The organism is Falsiroseomonas sp., assembly GCF_051860665.1.
Classification (GTDB): Bacteria; Pseudomonadota; Alphaproteobacteria; order Acetobacterales; family Acetobacteraceae; genus Falsiroseomonas.
In genome coordinates this window covers 12402-36124 of the sequence record NZ_JBHYDM010000043.1, presented here as the reverse complement: position 1 = coordinate 36124, position 23723 = coordinate 12402, and the positions used below count along the sequence as shown (strand labels likewise).

The window sequence follows — 23723 nt, the reverse complement described above, 5'->3', positions numbered from 1 at the left end:
CACCCGCGCCACCCTGGACCCCGCCGCATGACGGCCCCGCTGCGCCGCCGCGGCCCGCGCCCGCTGCCGCTGCACCTGATCCTGGGCGCCAGCCGCGGGATGGCGGCGATCCTCGGCAGCCAGGGGCTGGGGGCGGCGATGCCGGCCTTGCCGCCCGGATCGCCGAGCTGGAACGGCGCCTCGCTGCCCTGGATGCCGGCGATGCGCCTCTCGCCGGAGGGGCTGGCGGAGATGCGCCGCATCGCGGCCGCCCTCGCCGCCGCAAACCAACCGCCTGAGGCGTTCCAGGCCGCGGTGATCCGTCGCCTGCTGCGGGCGGATCGCGCCCTGCTCGCCGGCATCGCGGCCTATCGCCGGCATCCCTATCACCGCACCCTGCCGGATCCGCCGGTGATCTGGGCGGAGGGCGGCACGCGGCTGCTGGACTATGCACCCGGCACCGCCGGGCCGCCGGTTCTGCTGGTGCCCTCCCTGATCAACCGGGCGGAGGTGCTGGACCTGATGCCGGGGCGGTCCCTGCTGCGCTTCCTGGCCGGGCAGGGCGTCCGGCCGCTGCTGCTGGACTGGGGCTGGCCCGGTGAGGCCGAGCGCCATTTCACCCTGACGGATTACATCGCTGGCCGGCTGGAACGCGCGCTGATGGCGCTGCCGGGGCCCGTGGTGCTGGTCGGCTATTGCATGGGCGGGCTGCTGACGCTCGCCGCGGCGCTGCGCCGGCCGGACCGCGTCCGCGCCCTGGGCCTGCTGGCCACCCCCTGGAATTTCCATGCCGATCCGGCCGAGACCGCCCGCGCCCGCGCCGCCGCCGCCCTGCTGCCGGGGCTGGAGCCGGTGATGCAGGCCAGCGGCGCCCTGCCGGTCGATGCCATCCAGACCCTGTTTGCCGGCCTCGACCCCTTCGGCATCCCGCAGAAATTCCGCGCCTTTGCCCGGCTGGACCCGGACTCTGACCGTGCCGCGCAGTTCGTGGCGCTGGAGGATTGGCTGAATGACGGCGTGCCATTGGCCGCCCCCGTGGCGCGGGAGGCGCTGGGCGGCTGGTATGGCGCCAATACCCCGCATCGCCTGGCCTGGCGGGTGGCCGGCGCGGTGGTGGACCCGGCGGCACTCGCCATGCCCGCCTTTCTCGCGGTGCCGGCGCGCGACCGCATCGTGCCGCCGGCCTCGGCCGAGGCCCTGGCCACCCGGCTGCCCGCGCCCCGCCTGCACCGGGCGACCGCCGGCCATATCGGCATGGCCGCCGGCAGCGGGGCGGAGGCAGCGCTCTGGCGGCCGCTGCTGAACTGGCTGCGCGGGCTCTGACTGCCGGTGCTTGTTCATCATGCCGCGCCGCACCACACTCGGCGGTAACCAGTCATCCCGAGCCAAGGAGCCCCAGGGCCCATGTCCGCCAGCGCATCCGAGATCGTCATCGCCTCCGCCGCCCGCACCCCGGTCGGGGCCTTCAACGGCGCCTTCGCCAGCCTGCCCGCGCATGTGCTGGGCACCGCCGCCATCCGCGCGGCGCTGGAGCGCGCCGGCGTGGCGCCGGAGGAGGTGGACGAGGTGATCCTCGGCCAGATCCTGACGGCCGGCGCCGGCCAGAACCCGGCGCGGCAGGCCGCCATCGCCGCCGGCATCCCGGTGGAGCGCACCGCCTTCGGCATCAACCAGCTCTGCGGCTCCGGCCTCCGCGCCGTGGCGCTGGCCGCCCAGCAGGTGGCCTGCGGCGATGCCAGCATCGTGGTGGCCGGCGGGCAGGAGAGCATGACCCAGGCGCCGCATTGCGCGAATCTGCGCGCGGGCCAGAAGATGGGCGACCTCGCCATGGTCGATACCATGATCAAGGACGGGCTCTGGGACGCCTTCAACGGCTACCACATGGGCAATACGGCGGAGAACGTCGCCCAGAAGTTCCAGCTGACCCGCCAGGAGCAGGACGAATTCGCAGCATCCAGCCAGCGCAAGGCCGGCGAGGCGATGAAGGCCGGGCGATTCAAGGACGAGATCACGCCGGTCACGGTCAAGGGCCGCAAGGGCGACGTGGTGGTGAGCGAGGACGAATACCCCCGCCCCGACACCACGGTGGAGACACTCGCCAAACTGCGCCCGGCCTTCAGCAAGGACGGCACGGTGACCGCGGGCAATGCCTCCGGCATCAATGACGGCGCCGCCGCGGTGGTGGTGATGTCGGCCGCCGAGGCCGCGAAGCGCGGCATCACGCCGATGGCGCGCATCGTCTCCTGGGCCACGGCGGGCGTCGATCCGGCCATCATGGGCACCGGGCCGATCCCGGCCAGCCAGAAGGCGCTGGCCAAGGCGGGCTGGGACGTGGCCTCGCTCGACCTGATCGAGGCGAACGAGGCCTTCGCCGCCCAGGCCTGCGCGGTGAACAAGGGCCTCGGCTGGGATCCGGCCAAGGTGAACGTGAATGGCGGCGCCATCGCGCTGGGCCATCCGATCGGCGCCTCCGGCGCGCGGGTGCTGAACACGCTGCTCTTCGAGATGGCGCGGCGGGATGCCAGGCGCGGGCTGGTGACGCTGTGCATCGGCGGCGGCATGGGCGTCGCGATGTGCGTCGAACGCGGCTGATTTCCAGGGACCACGCCGCGCGACACAGTGTTTCGCGCGGCGCGGTCCGTGATTGCGACGCTCCCTGAGGCCGCCCTAAGGTTCCGTTCGCTGCGGAACCGAATGGGCGCGGCCGGGGGAAAACATCATGGCGCTGTTCCGGATCAACCCGCTGACCGGCGGGCCCTTGCTGCAGGATGGCACCGTCGGCGCCGATACCTTCATCAGCCTCGGCACCAGCAACCTTCTCGTCCCCGGCCTGCTGCAGGATGCCGGCGGTGGCCTGGACCAGCTCCGCATCCTCTCCGCCAGCCCGCTCACCGTGGCGGATGCCGCCTTCGCCGGCCTGCGTGGCTTCGAACAGGTGGTGCTGCGCGCCAGCGGCAGCGCCAGCCTCACCCTCGGCGATGCGGCGGAAGCCGCGCTTGGCCCCAGCGCCACCATCACCCTGGCCCGGGTCGCCACCGCCAGCCTGGCGGTGGATGCCGCAGGCCTCGCCACCAACCTCCGCCTGGTCGGCCGCGGCGGGGCTGACCTGCTGCAGGGCGGCCTCGGCCAGGACACCATCCTGGGCGGGGATGGCGCGGACACCCTGCAGGGCGGCGGCGGCAATGACCGGCTGATCGGCGGCGCCGGCAACGATGTCTTCCGCATCGGGCCGGAGGCCGGCCAGGTGGTGCTGGTGGATTTTTCCGCCAGCGAGGACGTCATCGACTTCACCGCCCTTCCCGGCCTCACCTTCGAAGGGCTGATGGACGCCGCCACGCAGATCGGCAGCGTGGTGCGGATCGACCTCGAGGGCGGGGTGCGGGTGACGCTGCGCAATACGGCGCTGAGCGACCTGCATGCCGGCAACCTGCTGCTCGGCCCGGTGGGCGAGCCGCTGCTGGTCGACCAGACGCGGGAGGAAATGGGCTTCGATGGCGAGGCGGGGCAGGATGGCGGGGCCGCACAGGCGACGCTCTACGGCAGCGAGGATGTGCTGACCGGCAGCCTGCTGGCGGATGATGTGCAGCGCCAGGGCCTGGCCGGGGGCGGCGCTGGCGGCGCCGGCGCGGCCGGCGCGGATGGCGAGGCGGGCGCCGAGACCTACCTTTTCACCTCGCCCCTGCATACGCGGATCACCCCGCGCGGGGGGGATGGCGCGGATGGCCAGGCGGGCGGCGAAGGCGGCGCGGCCGCGGCCATCGCGGACGGGGCCGGCACGCGGCTGAAGGGCGCGCTGGCCGGGCGCGACGATTCCGCGCTGCGGATGCAGGCCGCGGGCGGCGCCGGGGGCGATGGTGGCGATGGCGGCTTCGGCGGCGCTTCCGCCGCGGAACTCGACGTCACGGCGCTGGACGAGGACGGCCTGGTCGTCAGCGGTCTCTATGATACCGCCAACCAGGGCGGCAGCGGCGGCGCCGGGGGGGATGGCGGCGCGGGCGGCGATGCCGCGGCCGAGATCCTGGGCTTCCTCGGCAATGACGGGCCGGGCGCCAACCACGTGCTTTCCGCCACGGCCCGGGCCGGGCTTGGCGGGGAGGGCGGGCGGGGCGGCAATGGCGGCGATGGCGATTTCGACGCCGATCTGACGGACGGCGTGGATGGCAGCGAGGGCGGGGCCGGCGGCGCCGGCGGCCGCGGTGGCGATGCCCTGGCTCGGATCAGCGGGCTGGAGGCCCAGCTGGCCACCGGCACCGACTGGCTGCTGGAGGCCGCGGCCTATGGCGGCCGCGGCGGTGATGGCGGCCGGGCCGGCGATGCCGGCTTCGGCAGCACGGGCGCCGAGGAGAGCCTGGCCGGGGAGAGCACCGGCTGGCGCGACGAGGGCTACGATATCGGCGGCGCGGGCGGTGCGGGCGGGCAGGGCGGCAATGCGCTGGCGGAGCTGGTCGGCAACCGGATCGGCACCGGCGGCGAGGCCGCGAATACCGTGCGGCTGGAGGCCCTGGCCCATGCCGGCTTCGGCGGCTTCGGCGGCCTGGGCGGCTTCGGCGGGTCGGCGGCCGATGTCGGCACCTTCGAGGAGGGCGGCATCCAGGTCACCCATCGTCTCGGCATCGCCGGCGCGGATGGCGAGGAAGGCGGGCAGGGCAGTGCCCGCATCGTCCTGCAGGACAATCTCATCGCGCTCGGCGGCGGCGACGACCTGCTGCAGATCGCGCTGTTCCTGGAAGGTGGCGCGATCTCGCTGGATTTCGCCGACAACCGCTTCGACGGGGAGGGCGGGCGCGACACGCTGGACCTGATCGATGTGCAGGATTTCGCCGCGGTGATCGACCTGCAGGCCGGCACGCTGACGCTGGACGGCCAGGCCGGCGCCAGCCTGCTGCGCTTCGAGAGCTTCGTCGGCACCAACCTGGACGACCGCTTCATCGATGGGACGGGGGAGCAGATCTATGCCGGCGCGGAGGGCGCGGATGTCTTCGTCTTCGCCCCCGGCCATGGCCAGGACAGCATCCAGGACTTCCGCCAGGGCGAGGACCTGATCGACCTGACCGCCTTCGGCTATGCCGGTTTCGAGGATCTCGACATCGGCACCAGCCCGCCGGGCTATGAATACCCCTATGTCGTGATCACCACCTCCGGCGGCACCGGCATCAGCATGAGCTTCGACGAACCGACGGTGCTGACGGCGGCCGATTTCCTGCTGTAGCGGTCGGCCAACAGGCTTCGGCAATCCGCCGCGAAAGCCCTCTCCATCCGCAGGGGGGAGAGGGTTTTTCCGGGCCAGCCAACAATGGCTTCGGGCGGGCGGTCAGAAATCGTCCAGCAGCGCGTCGATCGCAGCCTGGTCGATATCGCCGCCGGCCGGCGTTTCCACGGTGCGGATGGCGGTCTTCACCTCCACCTGCGGGCGCTGAACTTCCGGCAGCCCGCCCTCCGGGATCATCGTCTCCAGCATGTTCTCCACCTGCTGCAGGTGCTGGATGGCGCGGCGAATGCGCTGGCCGGTGACGTCCTGGAAGCTGCAGGCCTCGAAGATCGAATTCACCCGCGCGGCGATGGCCGCTACCTCGTCCTTGTCCTTGCCGCCGCCTTCCACCCAGTTCTGGATCGCCTCGGCGGCTTCCATGATGGTGTTCGCGGCCGCCTCCGTCGCCTGCACCACCGCCTCCAGCTCCAGCCCGCTGTTGCGGGTGGCAGCGGCCGGCATGGCGACGAGCTGGCCGATCTGGTCGTGGATGCGCGCCAGCTCCGCCTTCATGTGCTCCTCGCCCATGTCGGAGATCTCGACGCTGGCATGCAGCTCGGCGCTCAGCTCTGCGATGCGACGGTCGACGAAGCTGCGCAGCTCGGCCATCGCCGGGTGCAGCTCCGCCCGCATGGCCTCGCGCAGGGAGTCGGTCGTCGGGTCCGTCGTCACTGACATGCTCATCATCCCGGTGGCGTCCGCGAACCGGCGGACCTCTTGGCAGGTGGGGGAAGATGCCATGCTCGGGTGAACAAGGCGTTGCCAGTGGTCAGGCCGGCCGCCGTGCCGGCGGGGCGGGGGGGGGGGTCAGGCCGGCAGCACCACGCGCCGCCGCAGCCGGCCGCCGCCGGCCGGGATGGCCGCCAGCAGGTCCTTCTCCGCCTCCAGGATCGCAACGCCGGCGAGCCGCGGGCAGAGGCTGCGGCCGAAGCGCTCGCAGGGGCCGGCGATGGGCGAGAGCAGGCGCAGCCCGACCGGCGGCAGGAACAGCGCCGCCTCCCGCCGCGCCGGGCGGAACAGGTGTCGCGTCAGCAGCCGCGAAAGCTGGCCGCTGGAATAGGGCTGGCCATGGCCGAAGGGCGTGCGTTCCAGCTGCGCCCAGATCCCGACGCGGTTCGGCACAACCACGATCAGCCGCCCATCGTCGTGCAGCACGCGCCAGACCTCGCGCAGCATGCGCCGGGCATTCTCTGCCGCCTCCAGCCCATGCACCAGCAGGATGCGGTCGAAGCTCCGGTCGGCGAAGGGCAGTGCCTCCTCCTCCGCCACCAGGCTGGCGCTGCGGGTCGGCTCCGCCCCGGGGGGCGGCCAGGGCGCCAGGCTGCCGTGGGAGGGGGTCAGCGCGATGCAGCGCGCCGCCTCCCGCCGCCACAGGCCGAGATAGGGCGCGGCATGGCCGATGCCGAGCACGGCCTGCCCCGGCAGCGCCGGCCAGAGCGCCGCCAGCCGGTCCCGCACCAGGCGGGCCGTCACCGCGCCGGCGGGGGATCGGTAGAACCCCAGCAAACCATGGACCTCGCTCGTCATGCCGGGGATATAGGGGGGAAGGGCCGCGGTTTGGACCGGGCCAGGCTGAGAACCAGATCGGGAAGGTGCGCGCGATGTCGGTGAAGGTTCAGGCGGTTCCCTGCCTCGAGGACAACTACCTCTGGCTGCTGCGCGACGTGCCGACCGGGGCCATCGGCATCTGCGACCCGGGCGAGGCGGGCCCCGCCATCGCGGCGGTGGAGGAGGCCGGCGGCCGGCTGGATGCGATCTTCCTGACCCATCACCACGGCGACCATATCGATGGCGTGGCCGAATTGAAGGCGCGCTTCCCGCAGGCCCGCATCATCGGCGGCAAGCCCGACGCGCACCGCCTGCCGAAGCTGGACGAGGCGGTGGATGAGGGCGACACGGTGAAGTTCGGCGCGGCCGAGGCCAAGGTCATGCACCTGCCCGGCCATACCACCGGCCATATCGCCTTCCACTTCGCCGCCGACCACTTTCTGCTGTGCGGCGACATCGTCTTCGCGCTGGGCTGCGGCCGGCCGCTGGAAGCCGGGGGCATGGAGGCGCTGTACAACTCCTTCCAGCGCCTGGCGAAGCTTTCGCCGGAGACCCGCTTCTGCTGCGGCCATGAATATACCGAGGCCAATGCCCGCTTCGCCCTGACCATCGAGCCCGGCAACAAGGCGCTGCGGGCCGAGGCCGAGGCCGCCGGCGCGCTGCGCGCCGCGGGCCGCCCGACGGTGCCCACCACCCTGGCGCAGGAGCTGGTGGCGAACCCCTATTTCCGCGCCCGCGACCTGGCCGAGTTCACCGCGCGCCGCGAGGCGAAGAACCATTTTCGGGGTTGAACCTTCGCGAAGCCATCATTCCGCTGGTGCCCGATCCTTGTCATCCTGCGCCGCAGCGCCGGGATCGGGCCGGCCAGCGCGACAGGAAACGCCCATGAAACTGCACCACGCCCATGCCAGCCCCTTCGCCCGCAAGGTGATGGCCTGTGCCATCCTGCGCGACATCGACGGGCGGATCGAGATCGTCGTGACCGATCCGCATGCCTCCCCGGCCGCGCTGCTGCAGGACAATCCGCTCTCCAAGGTGCCGGCCCTGGTCACCGATGACGGCCGCGCGGTCTTCGACAGCCGGGTGATCTGCGAATATCTGGACACGGTGGGGGAGGCGCCGCCGCTGTTCCCGCCGACCGGCAGCATGGCGCGCCTGGCCGCCCAGGTGCGGCACGCCCTGGCGGATGGCATCATGGATGCGGCGGTGGCGCGGCGCATGCGCTTCGGCAAGCCGATGGACGAGACGCGGCTCGCCTATGTCGCGCGCCAGAAGGCGGCGGTGCAGCGCGGCCTGGCGGCGCTGGAGCAGGATGCGCCGCAGGGGCTCTCCGATATCGGCGAGGTCGCGGTGGCCTGCGCCCTCGGCTACCTCGACTTCCGCTTCGCCGACGAGCCCTGGCGCGCCGGCCATCCGCGGCTGGCCGACTGGTTCGAGCGCGTCTCCCGCCTGCCGGCCCTGGCGCGCACGGCGCCGCCGGGCTGATGGACCTGACCGACCCCGCCTTGGCGGCGGCCGAGGTGGTGGCGGGGCTCGGCCTCGCCCCGCATCCGGAAGGCGGCCATTACCGCGAGGTCTGGCGGGATGCGCCGGCCGAGGGCGGGCGCGGCGCCGGAACCGCCATCCATTTCCTGCTGGAGGCCGGGCAGCGCAGCCACTGGCACCGGGTGGATGCCGCCGAATGCTGGTTCTGGCAGGGCGGCGGGCCGCTGGTGCTGGCGCTGTCGCAGGATGGTACGGCGGTGGACGAGGTGGTGACGCTCGGCCCCCGGGCGGCGCTCATGGGGGTGGTGCCCAAGGGCTGGTGGCAGGCGGCCTGGCCGGCGGGGGATCGCTGGTCGCTCGTCTCCTGCACCGTCTCCCCCGCCTTCCATTTTGGCGGATTCGACCTGGCGCCGCCGGGCTGGGAGCCGGGGGCGTGAGCACCTCGATCGCCTGGGACGAGCGCTACCAGGGCGGCGGCTTCCAGTTCGGGGAGGCGCCGAACCGCTACCTGGAAAGCCAGCGCGCCTGGCTGCGGCCGGGGATGCGGGCGCTGGCGCTGGGCGATGGCGAGGGGCGCAACGGCGTCTGGCTCGCCGAGCAGGGCCTTTCGTCCGTCTCCCTGGACTGGTCGCCGGTCGCCGGGGCGAAGGCGGCCGCCCTGGCCGCTTCGCGCGGCGTGGCGCTGCGCACGGTGACGGCGGATGCGGCGGCCTGGGCCTATCCCGAGGCGGAGTTCGACCTCGTCGCCTGGATTTTTGTGCATCTGCCGCCCGAGGACCGCGCCGCGGCGGCGGCCGGCGTGCTGCGCGCCCTGGCGCCGGGCGGGCTGCTGATCCTGGAATGTTTTTCGCCGGCCCAGCAGGGGCGGCGCAGCGGCGGGCCGAAACTGCCGGAACTGCTCTGGACCCGGGCCATCGTCGAGCGGGAATTTGCGGGGCTGGAGGTGCTGGAACTGCTGGAGGGCACCGTGGCCCTGGATGAGGGGCCGCGGCACCAGGGCCAGGCGGAGGTGGTGCGGGCGACGTTGCGTCGTAAATTTTAGCTAGCGGTCTTGCTGCTTTGTGGAGCAGAAAGGCGGGTATCATTTGCCTTGCCATTTTCGACCGCCCAGGCATTTAGTTTTGCAAAGCAGTCATCAAGATATGCTGAGGCATCATCGGTCAGCACGCTATACGGCCCATGGTAAGTATCACTATGCAGCTCAACAAGAAGATTCTGAACCCTGGAGATCAGCAAAGGGTCGTTCTTGATACGATTATAGGCCTGAAGTGGCTTGTCTTTACCCAGTTCAGCGCCGCCCAAAAACCGCTCAAAATCCGGCGTGCTGTAGCGATGGCGAACGACTATATTTTGTTTTCGGCACGCTAAAATGGCCTGATAGATCTCTGAATTGATCGTCCACATAGCGTTCTTCCCGGCCGAGTGGAAAGGCCAGTCAAGATCATGCAAAATTCCGAAATCGACATGAAAATGCTTAAGCATTTTTATTAGTGGGACAAGTACAGCTTTCCCGCGCGCCCGGACCACTGTTACCTTGTCGCGAAGGGGATGACCCTTCTCTGTGATTGCGGCAATAAACGCCGCGTGTTCAGTGTCGCCCTCAACGAGAACCGGATAAGACCCAAAGAATACCTCTGCGAGCCCTACGTCAAGATTCTGAATTGCTTGGAGTTGCTGCTTTTCGTCTTCAGTGAACGTGATCGTCTCGGAGCGATAGGTTCGGGTTGAGACGGTGTTCGTCGTATTCGTAGTGCGCTCTAAACGGACTACGGTGGTATGATCTTCTAGCGGATTTATGAAATATGGGGAGTGCGTGGTCATCATGACCTGCCAATCCGGGTCTTTTGCTAAATCATATAGGTGACGTTGAGCTGCTCTTGCGGCCATTGGGTGCATGGCATTTTCAGGTTCGTCTATCAAAAGAAGATGTCCGGGTAAGGCGGGGTCATCCTCGCCTTCGGGAACAGGGCCTCCTTCGATTATCGACTGAAGCTGCGCTTCAATTCGAGCCTTTTCTACCTTATCAATCTTCTTTTTGAGTTTCGCCTCAAGAAATTTCCGGTGCTCTTGAATGCGATCGTTGCTTCTTTTTATTTCATTATGGACTCGCAGCATGGCCCAAAAAAGAGCTCGTCGCGCTCCAGTTCCTTGCTGGACCACTAAGGTCTCGAATTCGCCGTCCACTACCCTGATGCCTGAGCCTGCTTTCAAATGCTCGGGAATCTTAATGGAAAGGGGATCTATCGAGATGTTTAACCTTAGCCCAAGGCCAGGAAATATGTCGGTGAAAGCAGCTTGCAGGTTACCTGAGATAGTCTGAAAACGGTCAGTATGCGCGACGCTGAGACCACTAACGAGTTTGACTAGACTGGCCACTGCCTGAGCAAGATCTGAGTCGGGCGTCGCTTGTCGAAGTTGAATTTCCTGCAAGAACGGATCCAATGCTAGGGCAAGGAGAACGGCTTCTGTTTTATCCACATCTTGCAGTGAGCCAATTCTCAGCGGTCTGGGGAGTCGCGATTTAAACACGTTATCTGCGCCTCCCGCCTTTTCGTCTGAAGCCCAGTCCTTTGCTTGGGGGTCCCAGGTAGCCCTTACTTTCTTGAAGCCGGTTTCGGGTGCCCACTGCCATCGGCTGCGTAAAATACGGTAATCCCCGACGTGTTCTTTCCATTCAGATCCGATGTTGGCCAAGCCGTCGGGAATGTGAAGGTCCAATTCAATCTCGGACGGTGAGCCTTCAGGCGCCCAATTGCAGCGGTCTTTAACGCGATCAAAATCTTCGCGGCCATGGGCGAGTTCATATGCTCGGAGAACCGTAGATTTCCCTGAGTTATTCTTCCCGACCAAGCAGACGATGTTGTCTAGTGCAACATCGATACCTTCGTCGCCAACGCAGCCGAGGTTGCGAACCTTCAGTCGTAACAGCTTTGATCGCTTCATGAACGCCTCCAGAATGTTTTGATTCTGGATTGGAACGCTCCGCTTTACAAGCTCTGGGCTAGTTGTCGGTGCATCGGCGCATCTCCAATGCTCGTGCCAACAAGAACCTCAGTCAGCACCGGTGAGCCCCTTATCGCTTAGCCCGCGCCGCGACAAAACCTCCGCCCGCCACCATCAGCGTCGCCAGCACCACCCGCGCGCTGAATTCGCCCTGCCCGGCCAGGATCAGCAGCAGGGTGGAGGCCACCGGCACCGCATAGGCCAGCGCCCCCAGCAGCCGCGGATCGCCGCGCTTCATGCCGATATCCCAGAGGAAGAAGGCCGCGCCCACAGGCCCGAGGCCGAGCAGCGCCACCGCCAGCCACTGCCCCGCATCCGGCGTCACCGTCGCCTCGAAGGCCAGATGCGCCACCGCCGCCAGCACCGCGGTGCCCAGGCAGAAACCGGCCACCGCCTCGGTCGGCACCGCGGCCAGGCGCGGCGTGCCGGAGGTGACGGAATAGACTGCCCAGACCACGGCGCAGCCCAGCGCGGCGAGAAAACCCGGGATGGCCTCCGGCGGAAAGGCCGCGCCGCTGCCCACCAGCAGGGCGCAGCCGGCAAAACCCAGGCCCACCCCCGCCAGCCGCGCCGGCCCCAGCCGCAGCCCGCGCAGCGGGGCGGAGAGCAGCACGATCAGCAGCGGCCAGAGGTAGTTGATGAGGTTGGCCTCCACCGCCGGCGCCAGGGCGAGCGCCAGGAAATACAGAGCGTGGTAGCCGAACAGCCCCCCCACCCCATGCAGCCAGGCAATCCCCGGCTGCCGCAGCAGCCCGAGCCGCCCCTTGGCGGCGACCACCGCCAGCCCCACCAGCCCGCCCACGGCAAACCCCATGGCGGTGATCTGCAGCGGCGGCAGCCCGGCGGAGAGGCGGGACAGCAGCGCGAGAAAGGCCCAGAGCGCGAGCGCGCCGCAGCCGGCAAGTGTGGCGGAGGACATCCACCCGCTATAGCGCGCGGTGGCGCCGCTGCGAGCCTCCCGCCGCGACCTTGCGCGCGGCGGCAACGAACCCGCACACTGGGCCATGTCGCCCCATCCCGCCCCGCGCCGCGTCATCCTCCTGGCCCTGCTGGGCGGCGCCTGCCTGCCGCCCCTGACAGCGGCGAGCGCGCAGACAGCACAGGACCAGGCGGTCGCGCTGGATGCCGTGCGCCGGCTTGGGCTTGGCCGGAACCTGTCGCTGCTCGCGGTCCAGGCGGGGATGCGGACCCAGACCTACGGGATGGTCGCCGCACAACTCGGCCCCGACCGCGCCGGCGCGCTTCTGACGCAGCACATTCAGCAGGCCGCGCCGCGCTACCAGGAGGCGTGGGACCGGAACCTCGCGGCCGCGCATCTGGAGCGTCTGACGGCGCCGGAACTCGCCTCCCTTGCGGAACTCGGCCCGCGGTCGCCTGTCGTGCCGAAGTGGATGGCCGAGCAGGGTGCGATCGGCACCGCCATGCAGGCGCGGTCCAGCGATCTGCTGCAACGGATGCTCGCGGAGGTGCTGGCAGGCATCTTCCAGTTCATGCCGCGTTCGCCCTGAACAGCTGACCGTTCCCTGTGGGCGGCCTTTGGCCTCAGTCGAATTGCGGATCCACCGGCACCCGCAGCGCCTCGGCCAGGCGATTGGTCTCGGCCGCCATGCCGACCACCGCCAGCAGTTCGCCATACTGCGCCGGGGTCATGCCCTTGGCGCGCGCCGCGGCGGTGTGGCTGGCGGTGCAATAGGCGCAGCCGCTGGTCATGGAGGCGGCGAGGTAGAGCATCTCCTTCACCAGCGGATCCAGTGCGCCGGGCGCCATGACGGCCGAGAGGCTTTCCCAGGTCCGCCGCAGCAGCACGGGGTCGACGGCGAGCGCCTTCCAGAAATTGTTGACGTCCGGCACGCCGCGCGCCGCCTTGATCTCCTCGAAGACCGCGAGGGCCTCGGGCGCAAAATCCTCAGCCATGGGGCAGGGGCGCATAGGGCAGGGGGCGGAAGGCGGTGGCGTGCACCGTGACCTCGCGCCAGACATCGCCGGTGCTGTAGGGGTCCTCGGCAATCCAGTCCCGCGCCGCCTGGTGGCTGGTGTGCCGGGTGGCGGCGATGGAGCCGATCATGCGGCCGCCCGGCGCGTCGAAGATGGCGCCGCCGAACAGCAGCGTGCCGTCCGCGGCCATCGGCTTCACCCGCGCGAAATGGGCGGGGCGGGCGGCCATGCGGCGGTCCAGCGCGCCGGCATCGGTGCCGTCCCAGCCGATCAGCACGGAATGGGTGCGCCCCGTCGGCGCCGGCGCATCCGGCGCCGGCCAGGGCTGATAGGGCAAGGGCGCGATGCCGAAGGGAAGCGCCTGCACCTTCCGCCAGACGCCGGAGGTGGCGAAGGGTTCTTCCGCCAGATAGGCGTCCCGCGCCGCCACATCCCCCGCCACCACCATCAGCGAGCCGCGGCTGTACCCAGCCTCGTCATGCAGCGGCAGGCCGAGCAGCAGGCGCCCCGCCGCGGCTGCGGCGCGGGAGAAGGCGATATGCGCCTCCCGCGCCGCGGCGCGCCGCGCGGGTGCTTCCGCATCTTCGCCATCGAAGGCCAGGATCGCCCAGGTCACGGCGCGCTCGCCTCAATACATGTGCTGGCCGCCATTGATGGACAGCGTCGAGCCGGTGACGAAGTCCGCATCATCGGCGGTGAGGAAGGCGACGCCGCGGGCGATGTCATGCGCCGTGCCCAAGCGGCCGCGCGGGATGCGGGCGATGATCTTCTCCAGCACGTCCGGCGGCACCGCGCGCACCATCTCGGTATCCACATAGCCCGGGGCCACCGCATTCACCGTGATCTGGTTGCGCGCGCCCTCGAGCGCCAGCGCCTTGGTGAAGCCGTGGATGCCGGACTTCGCGGCGGCATAGTTCACCTGGCCGAGCTGGCCGGCCTGGCCGTTGATGCTGCCGATATTGACGATGCGACCGAACTTGCGCGCGCCCATGCCGTCCCAGACGGCCTTGCACATGTTGTAGCAGCTGCCGAGGTTGGTATCGATCACCTCGTCCCACATCTGCCGGGTCAGCTTGCGCATCATGGCGTCGCGGGTGATGCCGGCATTGTTCACCAGGATCTCGATCGGGCCCACCTCGGCCTCGATCCTCGCCACGGCGGCCACGCAGGCCTCGAAGTCGCCGACGTCGAACTTGTAGCAGGGGATGCCGGTGCGCTCGGTGAAGGCCTGGGCCGCGGCGTCGTTCCCGGCATAGGAGGCGACGACCTTCCGCCCCGCCGCCTGCAGCGCCTCGCTGATCGCAGCGCCGATGCCTCGCTGCCCGCCCGTCACCAATGCCACACGCGCCATGAAGCCTCTCTCCCCTGTCGATGCGCGCGGTGTCCGTGCCCGGCGCTTGTGGTGCCGGATGCGGCGCTGGCCCAGACTGCCTGGGCGGCCAGCGCCGCGCACCCGGCGCGGCTGCATCCTCGCGCGGCCGGGCGGTGCGCGCAATTCCCGAGGTGCTGCGGGTGGGGGCGAACGCATTCCGGCAGGCGAGGCTTGCCACAACGGGAAGGGTCGCGAATCTCGCTTCACATTCTCGTGATCATGGTGCATATCCTCCGCGAGTGCCGTGCCTGGAACCCCGAAGCCGGAGGACTTCAGCCCATGTCGAATGCGAAGCCATCGCCGCGCGAGGCGGCGGCCACAGACCGGTCCGCGCTGATCCTGATCCTGGAATATGTCGAGGCGGAATGCCGCCGACTGGGCGCGGATGCCGCGGCCCGTCACGCCGCGATGGCGGCGGCGATGATGCCCGGCAACTGTGCGCCGCGCGGTTCGCGGCTGAACTGAACCCGCCGGTCACGCCGCCGCGGCGTGACCGGGTGTGGTGCAGCAAGGTAGAAGTAAGGGGGCAGGAGATGCGTCCGGGGGCAGGGTCCTACGACTCTGGAAAGTCCTCGGTCCAGGGCCGCCAAGCGAAGCCGTCGCAGACGGCAGGGCCTGGCCGCCGGGCGCGCCTTCAGCGCCTGCGCAGCAGGAACAGCGCCTGTTCGCCGAAGAGATTGGCCAGCCAGGGCGATCGCTTCCAGGGCGAGCGCAGCCCCTTCTCATCCACTGCCAGCCAGCGCTCCACCACATAGCCCTCCATCCGGCACAACTCGAAGAAGTCGCGGATGGTGCAGGGGTGGATGTTCGGCGTCTCGTACCAGGGGCGGTCCCAGGTCTCGTTGTCCGGCATGCGGCCGGACAGCAGCAGCCGCATGCGCAGCTGCCAATGGCCGAAATTGGGGAAGGAGACGATGGCCCGCCCGCCGATCCGCAGCATCTGGCGCAGCACTTCCCGCGGCCGCTCCACCGCCTGCAGGGTGCGGGACAGCACGACATAGTCGAAGGCGCCGTCGGGATAGAAGGCCAGGTCGGCATCGGCATCGCCGTGGATCACCGGCAGGCCGGCGGCCACCGCCTCCGTCGCCTCGGCCATGTCGATCTCGATGCCCCGGGCATCGGCGCGCTTCTCGCGCGTCAGGTAGTCGATCAGCACGCCATCGCCGCAGCCGATATCCAGCACGCGGGCGCCGGGGGCGACCATCTCCGCGATCAGGCGGAGGTCGAGCCGCATGTTCTTGGCGACGAAGCGCACTTCCACCGCGTCCGGCACGCGCACCCCCCATCCCTTGGCTGGCCGCGCCTCGTCTAGCTTCCGGGGGGCATGGCGTCCAGCGCGGGCGCGGTGTGGCGGTGCTGGCCGGAAGCTTTCCGATCGCACCCGAATGTGGCGGGAAAAAATTCCGCCTCACGAAATGCTGCGATGCAGCAGAGTTTGATTCGCATCCGTTGGCGCGGTAAGGACAGGCTCCCTAACGCAACGGAGTGGCGCGTGCGGATTGCGATGATCGGGGCCGGCTATGTCGGCCTGGTGTCTGGCGCCTGCTTCGCCGAGTTCGGCATGCAGGTCCATGTGATTGATGCCGATCCGTCGAAGATCACGGCCCTGCATGAGGGGCGGATTCCCATCTACGAGCCCGGGCTGGATGCGCTGGTGGCGGACAATGTCCGCGACGGCCGCCTGGAATTCGGCACCAGCCTGGAAGCGGCGATGGAGGGCGCGGATGCGGTCTTCCTGGCCGTCGGCACCCCGTCCCGCCGCGGCGATGGCCATGCCGACCTCTCCTATGTCTTCGCCGCCGCCGAGCAGGTGGCCCGCGCGGCCAAGGCGCCGATCGTGCTGGTGACGAAGTCCACCGTGCCCGTCGGCACCGGCCGCAAGATCAAGGAGATCGTGACGCGCATCCGCCCCGACCTCGAGATCTCCGTCGCCTCCAACCCGGAATTCCTGCGCGAGGGCAACGCGATCGGCGACTTCATGCGGCCGGACCGCGTGGTGGTCGGCACCGAGGACGGCCCGGTGGGGGAGCGGGCGCGGGAGCTTCTGCGCCGCATCTATCGCCCCCTGTTCCTGATGGAGACGCCGATCGTCAATACCTCGCTGGAGACGGCGGAGCTGACGAAGTATGCGGCCAATGCCTTCCTGGCGATGAAGATCTCCTTCATCAACGAGATCGCCGACCTGTGCGAGAAGGTGGGCGCGGATGTGCATGACGTGGCGCGCGGCGTCGGCCTCGATGGCCGCATCGGCCGCAAGTTCCTGCACCCCGGCCCGGGCTATGGCGGGTCCTGCTTCCCGAAGGACACGCTGGCGGTGGCCCGCACGGCGCGCGACTTCGAAAGCCCGCTGACGCTGATCGAGACCACCATCGCCATCAACGACGCCCGCAAGGGCCAGATGGCAGACCGCATCATCGCGGCCCTCGGCGGCAGCGTCGCCGGCAAGACGGTGGCCGTGCTCGGCTTGGCCTTCAAGCCGGAGACCGACGACATGCGCGACGCGCCGTCCCTGGTGGTGGTGCCGAAGCTGGTCGAGGCCGGCGCCACGGTGCGCGCCTATGACCCGGTGGCCATGGACCATGCCAAGGGCATGCTGCCCGAGGGCGTGACCTATGCCTCCGGCGCGCTGGACGCGGCCAAGGATGCCGATGCGCTGGTGGTGCTGACCGAGTGGAACGAGTTCCGCGCCCTGTCGCCGGAAGCCCTGAAGAAGGTGATGCGCGGCCGGGTGCTGGAGGACCTGCGCAATGTCTATGACCCGCTGACCATGCGCGAGGCCGGCTTCACCTACCGCTCCATCGGCCGCCCCTGAGCGAAAACCCTCCCCCGCTCCGCGGGGGAGGGTTGGGTGGGGGTTTCGCTACTCGTCCCGCCGCGGCCGCGACAGCAGCCGGCCCATGGCCTGTCCCATGGTCAGCTCCCCGGCCAGCAGCTCCGCCACTGCGGCGCAGATCGGCAGTTCCACCCCCGCCGCCGCGGCGCGCGCCACCAGGGCGGGGGCGGTCGCCACGCCCTCCGCCACGCCGACGCGCCCGGCCAGCACGGCCTCCAGCGGCGTGCCGCGGGCGAGCTCCATGCCGAGGGAGGTATTGCGGCTGCCCGGCCCCGTGGTGGTCAGCAGCAGGTCACCGAGCCCGGAAAGCCCCGCCGCCGTCTCCGCCCGCCCGCCGAGCGCGACCGTCAGCCGCGACAGCTCCGCCAGGCCCCGCGTGACCAGCGCCGCGCGCGCATTCTCGCCGAGGCCCGCGCCGATCACGGCACCGGCGGCGATGGCGATGACATTCTTGGCCGCGCCGCCCACCTGCACCCCCATCGGGTCATCCCCGCCATAAAGCCGGAAGCCGGCGGTCCCCAGCAATTCCGCCGCCAGGCCGCGCAGCGCCGTATCCCGGCTGGCGAGCACCGCCGCGGCGGGCAGGCCGCGGGCGACCTCATGCGCGAAATTGGGGCCGGAGAGCACGGCGGCGGGGGCCTCGGGCCGCAGCTGCTCCAGGATCTCGAGCGGCAGGCAGAGCGTGCCGCGCTCCACCCCCTTGGCGCAGACCACCAGCGGGCAGCCGCCCGGCGGCAGCGCGGCCACGGCGGCGCGCAGGTGCTGCACCGGCACCACCACCAGGGCGAACAGCGCGCCGTCCAGCGCCGCGGTGGCATCGGCGGTGACCTCGATCGCGGCGGAGAGGGGCTGGCCCGGCAGGTAGCGTTCATTCTCCCGCGACTCCGCCATGGCAGCGGCCCGCGCCGGGTCACGCGTCCAGAGCGCCACGGCATTGCCGGCCCGCGCCGCCTGCAGGGCCAGGGCGGTGCCCCAGGCGCCGGCCCCCAGGACGGCGATGCGACGTCGGGCCTGCGGCATGCTGTTCGAAAACCTATTCCGGGGTGATGCGGGTGATGGCGCAGCCGGCGCCCGGCGCGGCATCCGCCAGCCGGGGGACCAGGGCGCCGAGGATCGCCTCGGCGCGCCCGGCAAAACCATGCGGGGCATTGGCCACCAGCAGGCCGCAGCCATTCAGGCGGCTGGGGTCCGTGGGCTCCCGCAGCAGCAGCTCCGCCGTGATGCAATCCGGCACCGCGGCCTCCTGCAGGGCGGCGTGGAAGGCGCGGACCGGGGCGCGGTGCTTGATGGGATACCAGCAGGCGATGATGGCGGCGCGGAAGCGGTGCCGCAGCCGGGCGAGCGCCGCCGCGCAACGGTCGAATTCGCCCGGCTTCTCGAAGGGCGGGTCGATCAGCACCAGGCCGCGGCGTTCGGGGAAGGGGGTCAGGGCCTCCACCGCCTCCCAGGCATCGCGCAGATGCACGGCCACCTGGCGGTCCCGGCTGTAGCGGGCGCGAAGCGTCGCATGATCCTCGGGGTGCAGCTCGCACAGCACCAGCCGATCCTCCGGCCGCAAAAGGGCGCGGGCGAGGTCGGGAGAGCCGGGGTAGATGTCCGGAAAGCCGGCAGCGCGGACCATGGCGGCGTAGTCCGCCAGCGGCCCCTCCGTCACATCCGCGACGCGACCGATGCCCTGGCGCCATTCGCCGGTGCGCTCCGCCTCCGAGGAGGCGAGGACATAGCTGCCGAGCCCCGCATGGGTATCCAGCACCCGGAAGGGTTTCGGCTTGGCGCGCAGGGCCTGCAGCAGGTCGACCAGCAGGGCGTGCTTGGCGACGTCGCAGGCATTGCCGGCGTGGAAGGCGTGACGGTAGTTCACGCCGCAGCGGGTAGCGCCGCCGGTTGGGCGGCGCAACCCGGCGGGTGGCTCAGTAGCGGCGCGGGGCGGTCACCGCGCCACCGACGGCGCCGACGCCACCACCGATCAGCGCGCCCGTGCCCGCATTGCCGGACAGCGAACCGACTGCGGCGCCCGTGCCGGCGCCCAGGAGGCCGCCGGAGACGGCGCGCTCGCCGGGCGTCTGGCCGCAGGCGGCGAGGGCGGCGGTCAGCACCAGGGCGGCGGCGAGGCGGGGGAGATGGGTCATGCGCAGATCCTCCGTTGGGTCAGGTCGCATGAACGCCCTGCCATGTTGGAGGTTCCGGGGTGAGCTCCGCCAGCGGCCAGCGCGGCCGCGGCGCGTGGTCCAGCGGCTCAGCCAGCCCAGCCCGTAACCGCTCGATCCCCGCCCAGGCGATCATCACCGCATTATCCGTACACAGCCGGATCGGCGGCGCGACCAGCGGCAGCCCGGCCTGCGCCGCCACCGCGGCCAGCGCGGCGCGGATGCCCTGATTGGCCGCGACCCCGCCCGAGACCACCAGCGCCGTGGCCCGCGGCGCCATGGCCAGCGCATGCGCCGCGCGATTGGCCAGCGTGGCGGAGACGGCGGCCTGGAAGCCGGCGGCCAGATCGGCGCGGCCCTGCTCGTCCAGCCCCTTGGCCACGATATTGGCCACCGCCGTCTTCAACCCGCTGAAGGAGAAGTCGCAGCCCTCCCGCCCATACAGCGGCCGCGGGAGGGAAAAACGCTTCGCATCGCCGCCGGCGGCCAGCCGCTCCAGATGCGGACCACCGGGCCAGGGCAGCCCCAGCAGCTTGGCGGATTTGTCAAAGGCCTCGCCGACCGCGTCGTCCAGCGTGGTGCCCAGGCGCCGGTGCCGTCCCACCCCCTCGACCAGCACGCATTGGCAATGCCCGCCCGAAAGCAGCAGCAGCAGATAGGGAAAGGCCAGGCCGCCGGGATGCACCCCCGGCAGGCGCGGCGTCAGCGCATGGCCTTCCAGGTGGTTGATGGCGAGGTAGGGGATGCCCTGCGCGATGGCGATCCCCTTTCCCAGCGTCGCGCCCACGATCAGCCCGCCGATCAGGCCCGGCCCGGCGGTGGCCGCCACCGCCGTCAGCCCCGCGGGGGTCGTGCCCGCCTGGTCCAGCACCCGGCGGACCAGCGCCGGCAGATGCGCCAGATGCGACCGCGCCGCGATCTCCGGCACCACCCCGCCATAGGGCGTGTGTTCCGCCAGCTGCGAGAGCACAGCCTCGCCCAGGATCGTTCCATCGGCGCGCAGGATCGCGGCGGCGGTCTCGTCGCAGGAGGATTCGAGGCCGAGCACCAGATCCCCGTCCCGCAGCGCCTTCATCATCCTGCCATCTTCCATCGGCCGCATCTTTCAACCTCGCGCCGGGGGGCCTAATAGGCGGCATGTCCGCCGTTCATCCCGCCCAGCCCTATGCCAACCCGCCAGCGGGCGGCGCGCCGCATCCCATCCGGCCGCATTTCCGCAGCCTGCCGCTGCGCGTCGGCACGCGCGGCTCGCCGCTGGCGCTGTGGCAGACAAGGCACTTCCTGTCGATCATCACCCGCTTCTGCCCGGTGCTGCGGGATGCCAAGGCCTTCGAGGAACATGCCATCGCCACCTCCGGCGATCGCATCCAGGACAGGCGCCTGGCCGATATCGGCGGCAAGGGCCTGTTCGCCAAGGAGATCCACGAGGCGCTGCTGGACGGCCGCATCGACTTCGCCGTGCACAGCCTGAAGGACCTGGAGACGGAGCTGCCGCCCGGCATCGTCCTGGCCTGCACCCTGCGGCGGGAGGATGCGCGGGATGCGCTGATCCTGGGGCCCCGCTGCGCCGCGCCCGATGCCTCCGACCCCTTCGCCGCGCTGCCGGCCGGCGCCGTCATCGGCACCGCCTCCGTCCGCCGCCAGGCGCAGATCCTGCATGCCCGGCCCGACCTGCGGATCGAGATGATCCGCGGCAATGTGCAGACCCGCCTGTCCAAGCTCATGGCCGAAGGCGGCCCGGCGGCGACGCTGCTGGCGCTCGCCGGGCTGCGCCGGCTGGAGATGGAGGATCGCGCCTCCGTCGTGCTGGACCCCGATGCCATGGTGCCGGCCGCCGGCCAGGGCATTGTGGGCGTCACCGTGCGGGCCGATGACGTGGAGCTGCACGAGCTGCTCTCGGCCATCGAGGACCGGGAGGCGGCGGCGGTCAGCCAGGCGGAGCGCGGCCTGCTGGCGGCGCTCGACGGGTCCTGCCGCACCCCGATCGGCGGCCATGCCCGGCTGCTGAGCGACGGACGCCTGCACCTGACCGGGCTGGTGGCGCGCGCCGATGGCTCCTTCCTGCTGAAGCGCAGCGCGCTGGGCGAGGTGGCGCAGGCCGCGGCGCTGGGCCGCGAATTGGGCGAGAGCCTGCGCCGGGACAGCCCCGCCGACCTGTTTGCCTGATTGCCGGCTGACGCCGCCCGCACCGTCCTGGTGACCCGCCCGGAGCCGGGCGGGGCGGAGACGGCCGCGCGGCTCGTGGCGCTCGGCTGGCAGCCGCTGCTGGCCCCGGCGCTGGTGCTGGCGCCACGCCCCTTCGCGCTGCCGCCCTGCCAGGCCGTGCTGGTCACCAGCCGCGCCGCAGCCCGCGCCTTGCCGCCTTCCGAGCTGCCGCTGCTGGCGGTGGGGGAGGCGACGGCGGAGGCGGCTCGGCAGGCCGGCTGGACTCGCGCCGAGGCCGCCGAGGGCACTGCCGCCGACCTCGCCCGGCTGGCCGCAACCCGCTGCGATCCGGCGCGCGGCCCGCTGCTGCTGGCGGTGGGGCAGGGCTATGCGCTGGACCTGGCCGCCGATCTGCGCGCCCGCGGCTTCCAGGTGCTGCGCCGCATCGCCTATGCCGCCCGCCCCGCCACCCGCCTGCCGGATGACGTGTTGCGGAGCCTCGCCGCGGCGGGTGTCGCGAGGATCCTGTTCCACTCGCCTCGCTCGGCCGGCTGTGCCATCACTTTGTTCCGGGAGGCCGGGCAGACGGAGGCGATCGCGCGGATGACGGCTTTGGCGATCAGCCCGCGGGTTGCGGAAGCGGCCCGGCTGGCGCTGGCGCCGCGGACGTGGCGCTCGCTGCGCGTGGCTGCGCGGCCGACCGAGGAAGCCTTGCTGGCGCTGCTTGGCCCCGCCCCGGCGGGTCCGGGCGGCCGGACCCTGTTTTGACGCATCCTCCCGGTCCTGCGGCCCGCCCGCGCGACCTGGATCACCTCGCTGCGCCAGGAGACCCATGAGCACCAACCCTCCCCCCTCCCTCGCCGCGCGGCTCCGCCTGGACCCCGCCGCCCTGCCGATCCTGGTCGCGGCTGTCGTGCTGGTGGGCGCCGTCGCCTGGCTGCTGTCCCGCCCCCTGCCGCAGGAGGCGGGGCGCGATCCGGCCGCCTCGGCAGAGCGGGTCGGGGCGCTGGAGACGCGCCTGGCCGCGCTGGAGGGGCGCCCGGCGCCTGACCTGACCGCCCTGGAAGCGCGCCTGGCCGCCGCCGAGGGCGCGGTGCGGGAGGCTGGGTCCCGCCCGGCCCTCGATCCCGCCCAATTCGCCCCGCGGAGCGCGCTGGAAAACCTGGCGCCGCGGAGCGCGCTTGAAACGCTCGCGCCGCGGAGCGCGCTGGAGACGCTCGCGCCGCGCGCGGCGGTGGATGCACTCGGCCAGCGCCTGGATGGCCTGGCGCAGCGCGCCGAGGCCGCGATCCGGCAGGAGGAGGCCCGCGCCACCGCCAGTTCCGCCCGCATCGAGGGTGTGGCCCGCGAGCTCGCCACCCGGCTCGGCACCGCCGAGCAGGGCCAGGCCCAGGCGGCCGCGCGCATCGGCACCGTCGAATCGCAGCTGACCGCGCGCATCGCCGCGCTGGAATCGGCGCTGGCCGAGCGCCGCAGCGAGATCGCGGCCCAGGCCGCCCGCATCCAGGAGCTGGAAGGCCAGGCGCAGCGCCTGGCCGCGCTGGAAGGCCGCGCCGGCCGCCTGGCGACGCTCGATCAGCTGCGCGCGGCGCTGGAGGCCGGTCGGCCGCTCGGTGGCGCGCTGTCCACGCTGCGCGACCCGCCCGCCGCCCTGACCCGCTTCGCCGAGGCCGCGCCGCCCACCGAACCTGCCCTGCGCCTGTCCTTCGAGGAGGCCGCCCGCGCCGCCCGTGCCGCCAGCGACCCCGCCCGCCAGGGCCAGGGCGTGCTGGATTCCGCCGTCTCCCGTCTCTCCGGCCTGGTCACCGTGCGGCGCGGCGAGGAGGTGCTCTGGGGCGATGCCGCGGCGGCGGAGATCGAGAAATCCCGCCGGGCGCTGGAGGCGGGCGATCTGGAAGGCAGCCTGTCCCCGCTGCGCCGCCTGTCGCCTCCGGCGCAGGAGGCGATGCGCCCCTGGGTCGCGCAGGCCGAGGCGCTGATCGCCGCCCGCGCCGCGCTGCGCGCCCTGGCCGCGGGCTGAGGAGCGGG

General features: G+C 71.2%; 25 protein-coding genes. 13 read left to right on the top strand and 12 right to left on the bottom strand.

Going from position 1 to position 23723, the window contains the following annotated elements:
* The 3 genes from ACTIF1_RS24705 to ACTIF1_RS24695 form a co-directional block, all read left to right on the top strand.
* Positions 1–1302 (top strand): alpha/beta fold hydrolase (locus ACTIF1_RS24705; RefSeq protein ID WP_439599120.1); only part of this gene is annotated, 1302 nt, incomplete at its 5' end.
* 81 nt (positions 1303–1383) lie between these two features.
* Positions 1384–2571, top strand: a complete 1188-nt coding sequence (locus ACTIF1_RS24700; RefSeq protein ID WP_439599119.1) for an acetyl-CoA C-acetyltransferase — start codon at positions 1384–1386, stop codon at positions 2569–2571.
* A gap of 127 nt (positions 2572–2698) precedes the next feature.
* The gene (locus ACTIF1_RS24695; RefSeq protein ID WP_439599118.1) at positions 2699–5188 is read left to right on the top strand and encodes a calcium-binding protein; all 2490 of its coding nucleotides are present in this window, start codon (positions 2699–2701) and stop codon (positions 5186–5188) included.
* A gap of 102 nt (positions 5189–5290) precedes the next feature.
* Here ACTIF1_RS24695 and ACTIF1_RS24690 read toward each other — a convergent pair whose 3' ends face one another.
* Both ACTIF1_RS24690 and ACTIF1_RS24685 read right to left on the bottom strand, forming a co-directional pair.
* The gene (locus tag ACTIF1_RS24690; protein ID WP_439599117.1) at positions 5291–5905 is read right to left on the bottom strand and encodes a hypothetical protein; all 615 of its coding nucleotides are present in this window, start codon (positions 5903–5905) and stop codon (positions 5291–5293) included.
* Between the two features lie 129 nt (positions 5906–6034).
* Positions 6035–6754 carry a class I SAM-dependent methyltransferase gene (locus ACTIF1_RS24685; protein WP_439599116.1) on the bottom strand — a complete coding sequence of 240 codons (720 nt, stop codon included), beginning with the start codon at positions 6752–6754 and terminating at the stop codon, positions 6035–6037.
* Between the two features lie 74 nt (positions 6755–6828).
* On the opposite strand from ACTIF1_RS24685, the gene gloB reads away from it, so the two are divergent.
* From gloB to ACTIF1_RS24665, 4 genes are all read left to right on the top strand, one after another.
* Positions 6829–7566: a hydroxyacylglutathione hydrolase gene (gloB, locus tag ACTIF1_RS24680; protein ID WP_439599115.1), complete on the top strand. Its 738-nt coding sequence runs from the start codon at positions 6829–6831 to the stop codon at positions 7564–7566.
* 94 nt (positions 7567–7660) lie between these two features.
* Positions 7661–8260 carry a glutathione S-transferase N-terminal domain-containing protein gene (locus ACTIF1_RS24675; protein ID WP_439599114.1) on the top strand — a complete coding sequence of 200 codons (600 nt, stop codon included), beginning with the start codon at positions 7661–7663 and terminating at the stop codon, positions 8258–8260.
* Positions 8260–8697, top strand: coding sequence for a cupin domain-containing protein (locus tag ACTIF1_RS24670; protein ID WP_439599113.1), 438 nt, complete (start codon positions 8260–8262; stop codon positions 8695–8697). Before ACTIF1_RS24675 ends, ACTIF1_RS24670 begins: the two co-directional genes overlap by 1 nt.
* A complete protein-coding gene (locus ACTIF1_RS24665; protein WP_439599112.1) occupies positions 8694–9302 on the top strand; it encodes a class I SAM-dependent methyltransferase in 609 nt (202 codons plus the stop codon). The genes ACTIF1_RS24670 and ACTIF1_RS24665 overlap by 4 nt, the downstream gene beginning before the upstream one ends.
* Here the strand turns inward: ACTIF1_RS24665 and ACTIF1_RS24660 are convergent.
* Complete coding sequence (locus tag ACTIF1_RS24660; RefSeq protein ID WP_439599111.1) at positions 9299–11203, bottom strand: ATP-dependent nuclease; 1905 nt, start codon at positions 11201–11203, stop codon at positions 9299–9301. The two genes, ACTIF1_RS24665 and ACTIF1_RS24660, sit on opposite strands and share 4 nt — an antisense overlap.
* Before the next feature lie 130 nt (positions 11204–11333).
* Positions 11334–12182, bottom strand: coding sequence for an aromatic amino acid exporter YddG (yddG, locus tag ACTIF1_RS24655; protein WP_439599110.1), 849 nt, complete (start codon positions 12180–12182; stop codon positions 11334–11336).
* An 85-nt stretch (positions 12183–12267) separates the two neighbouring features.
* Here yddG and ACTIF1_RS24650 point away from each other — a divergent pair, with 85 nt between their 5' ends.
* Entirely contained in the window at positions 12268–12771 is a 504-nt protein-coding gene (locus tag ACTIF1_RS24650) for a hypothetical protein (protein WP_439599109.1), read from the top strand.
* Between the two features lie 34 nt (positions 12772–12805).
* Here the strand turns inward: ACTIF1_RS24650 and ACTIF1_RS24645 are convergent, their stop codons facing one another.
* The 3 genes from ACTIF1_RS24645 to phbB are packed head-to-tail and all read right to left on the bottom strand — an operon-like array spanning position 12806 to position 14549.
* Positions 12806–13177 (bottom strand): carboxymuconolactone decarboxylase family protein, encoded by a 372-nt coding sequence (locus tag ACTIF1_RS24645; protein WP_439599108.1) that lies wholly within the window; start codon positions 13175–13177, stop codon positions 12806–12808.
* On the bottom strand, positions 13170–13814 hold the full coding sequence (locus tag ACTIF1_RS24640; RefSeq protein ID WP_439599107.1) for a YciI family protein: 645 nt from the start codon (positions 13812–13814) through the stop codon (positions 13170–13172). Before ACTIF1_RS24640 ends, ACTIF1_RS24645 begins: the two co-directional genes overlap by 8 nt.
* A gap of 12 nt (positions 13815–13826) precedes the next feature.
* Positions 13827–14549 (bottom strand): acetoacetyl-CoA reductase, encoded by a 723-nt coding sequence (gene phbB / locus ACTIF1_RS24635; RefSeq protein WP_439599106.1) that lies wholly within the window; start codon positions 14547–14549, stop codon positions 13827–13829.
* Positions 14550–14789: 240 nt separating this feature from the next.
* On the opposite strand from phbB, the gene ACTIF1_RS24630 reads away from it, so the two are divergent.
* A complete protein-coding gene (locus ACTIF1_RS24630) occupies positions 14790–15035 on the top strand; it encodes a hypothetical protein (RefSeq protein WP_439599105.1) in 246 nt (81 codons plus the stop codon).
* A 169-nt stretch (positions 15036–15204) separates the two neighbouring features.
* Here the strand turns inward: ACTIF1_RS24630 and metW are convergent, their stop codons facing one another.
* Positions 15205–15804 carry a methionine biosynthesis protein MetW gene (metW, locus tag ACTIF1_RS24625; protein WP_439599121.1) on the bottom strand — a complete coding sequence of 200 codons (600 nt, stop codon included), beginning with the start codon at positions 15802–15804 and terminating at the stop codon, positions 15205–15207.
* A 258-nt stretch (positions 15805–16062) separates the two neighbouring features.
* On the opposite strand from metW, the gene ACTIF1_RS24620 reads away from it, so the two are divergent.
* Positions 16063–17382, top strand: a complete 1320-nt coding sequence (locus ACTIF1_RS24620; RefSeq protein WP_439599104.1) for a UDP-glucose dehydrogenase family protein — start codon at positions 16063–16065, stop codon at positions 17380–17382.
* Positions 17383–17430: 48 nt separating this feature from the next.
* Here ACTIF1_RS24620 and ACTIF1_RS24615 read toward each other — a convergent pair whose 3' ends face one another.
* From ACTIF1_RS24615 to tsaD, 4 genes are read right to left on the bottom strand one after another with little or no spacing between them, the layout of a single operon-like run.
* Complete coding sequence (locus ACTIF1_RS24615) at positions 17431–18423, bottom strand: NAD(P)H-dependent glycerol-3-phosphate dehydrogenase (protein WP_439599103.1); 993 nt, start codon at positions 18421–18423, stop codon at positions 17431–17433.
* A 13-nt stretch (positions 18424–18436) separates the two neighbouring features.
* Positions 18437–19264, bottom strand: coding sequence for a 23S rRNA (adenine(2030)-N(6))-methyltransferase RlmJ (locus ACTIF1_RS24610; RefSeq protein ID WP_439599102.1), 828 nt, complete (start codon positions 19262–19264; stop codon positions 18437–18439).
* A gap of 49 nt (positions 19265–19313) precedes the next feature.
* On the bottom strand, positions 19314–19532 hold the full coding sequence (locus tag ACTIF1_RS24605) for a YMGG-like glycine zipper-containing protein (protein WP_439599101.1): 219 nt from the start codon (positions 19530–19532) through the stop codon (positions 19314–19316).
* Positions 19533–19551: 19 nt separating this feature from the next.
* A complete protein-coding gene (tsaD, locus tag ACTIF1_RS24600; RefSeq protein ID WP_439599100.1) occupies positions 19552–20628 on the bottom strand; it encodes a tRNA (adenosine(37)-N6)-threonylcarbamoyltransferase complex transferase subunit TsaD in 1077 nt (358 codons plus the stop codon).
* Positions 20629–20687: 59 nt separating this feature from the next.
* On the opposite strand from tsaD, the gene hemC reads away from it, so the two are divergent.
* From hemC to ACTIF1_RS24585, 3 genes are all read left to right on the top strand, one after another.
* Positions 20688–21716 carry a hydroxymethylbilane synthase gene (hemC, locus tag ACTIF1_RS24595; protein WP_439599099.1) on the top strand — a complete coding sequence of 343 codons (1029 nt, stop codon included), beginning with the start codon at positions 20688–20690 and terminating at the stop codon, positions 21714–21716.
* A complete protein-coding gene (locus tag ACTIF1_RS24590; protein WP_439599098.1) occupies positions 21717–22463 on the top strand; it encodes a uroporphyrinogen-III synthase in 747 nt (248 codons plus the stop codon). It begins immediately after the preceding gene.
* Between the two features lie 64 nt (positions 22464–22527).
* Entirely contained in the window at positions 22528–23715 is a 1188-nt protein-coding gene (locus tag ACTIF1_RS24585) for a hypothetical protein (protein WP_439599097.1), read from the top strand.
* The last annotated feature ends 8 nt before the right edge of the window (positions 23716–23723 follow it).

What these genes read in the sequence shown, in the direction of transcription:
- ACTIF1_RS24675 (WP_439599114.1), top strand. Translation starts at nt 7,661, where the DNA reads ATGAAACTGCACCACGCCCATGCCAGCCCCTTCGCCCGCAAGGTGATG.
- ACTIF1_RS24650 (WP_439599109.1), top strand. Translation starts at nt 12,268, where the DNA reads ATGTCGCCCCATCCCGCCCCGCGCCGCGTCATCCTCCTGGCCCTGCTG.
- ACTIF1_RS24695 (WP_439599118.1), top strand. Translation starts at nt 2,699, where the DNA reads ATGGCGCTGTTCCGGATCAACCCGCTGACCGGCGGGCCCTTGCTGCAG.
- ACTIF1_RS24660 (WP_439599111.1), bottom strand. Translation starts at nt 11,203, where the DNA reads ATGAAGCGATCAAAGCTGTTACGACTGAAGGTTCGCAACCTCGGCTGC.
- ACTIF1_RS24630 (WP_439599105.1), top strand. Translation starts at nt 14,790, where the DNA reads ATGGTGCATATCCTCCGCGAGTGCCGTGCCTGGAACCCCGAAGCCGGA.
- phbB (WP_439599106.1), bottom strand. Translation starts at nt 14,549, where the DNA reads ATGGCGCGTGTGGCATTGGTGACGGGCGGGCAGCGAGGCATCGGCGCT.
- ACTIF1_RS24615 (WP_439599103.1), bottom strand. Translation starts at nt 18,423, where the DNA reads ATGCCGCAGGCCCGACGTCGCATCGCCGTCCTGGGGGCCGGCGCCTGG.
- metW (WP_439599121.1), bottom strand. Translation starts at nt 15,804, where the DNA reads ATGCGGCTCGACCTCCGCCTGATCGCGGAGATGGTCGCCCCCGGCGCC.
- yddG (WP_439599110.1), bottom strand. Translation starts at nt 12,182, where the DNA reads ATGTCCTCCGCCACACTTGCCGGCTGCGGCGCGCTCGCGCTCTGGGCC.
- ACTIF1_RS24700 (WP_439599119.1), top strand. Translation starts at nt 1,384, where the DNA reads ATGTCCGCCAGCGCATCCGAGATCGTCATCGCCTCCGCCGCCCGCACC.
- gloB (WP_439599115.1), top strand. Translation starts at nt 6,829, where the DNA reads ATGTCGGTGAAGGTTCAGGCGGTTCCCTGCCTCGAGGACAACTACCTC.
- ACTIF1_RS24645 (WP_439599108.1), bottom strand. Translation starts at nt 13,177, where the DNA reads ATGGCTGAGGATTTTGCGCCCGAGGCCCTCGCGGTCTTCGAGGAGATC.
- tsaD (WP_439599100.1), bottom strand. Translation starts at nt 20,628, where the DNA reads ATGATGAAGGCGCTGCGGGACGGGGATCTGGTGCTCGGCCTCGAATCC.
- ACTIF1_RS24585 (WP_439599097.1), top strand. Translation starts at nt 22,528, where the DNA reads ATGAGCACCAACCCTCCCCCCTCCCTCGCCGCGCGGCTCCGCCTGGAC.
- ACTIF1_RS24685 (WP_439599116.1), bottom strand. Translation starts at nt 6,754, where the DNA reads ATGACGAGCGAGGTCCATGGTTTGCTGGGGTTCTACCGATCCCCCGCC.
- ACTIF1_RS24670 (WP_439599113.1), top strand. Translation starts at nt 8,260, where the DNA reads ATGGACCTGACCGACCCCGCCTTGGCGGCGGCCGAGGTGGTGGCGGGG.
- hemC (WP_439599099.1), top strand. Translation starts at nt 20,688, where the DNA reads ATGTCCGCCGTTCATCCCGCCCAGCCCTATGCCAACCCGCCAGCGGGC.
- ACTIF1_RS24605 (WP_439599101.1), bottom strand. Translation starts at nt 19,532, where the DNA reads ATGACCCATCTCCCCCGCCTCGCCGCCGCCCTGGTGCTGACCGCCGCC.
- ACTIF1_RS24690 (WP_439599117.1), bottom strand. Translation starts at nt 5,905, where the DNA reads ATGTCAGTGACGACGGACCCGACGACCGACTCCCTGCGCGAGGCCATG.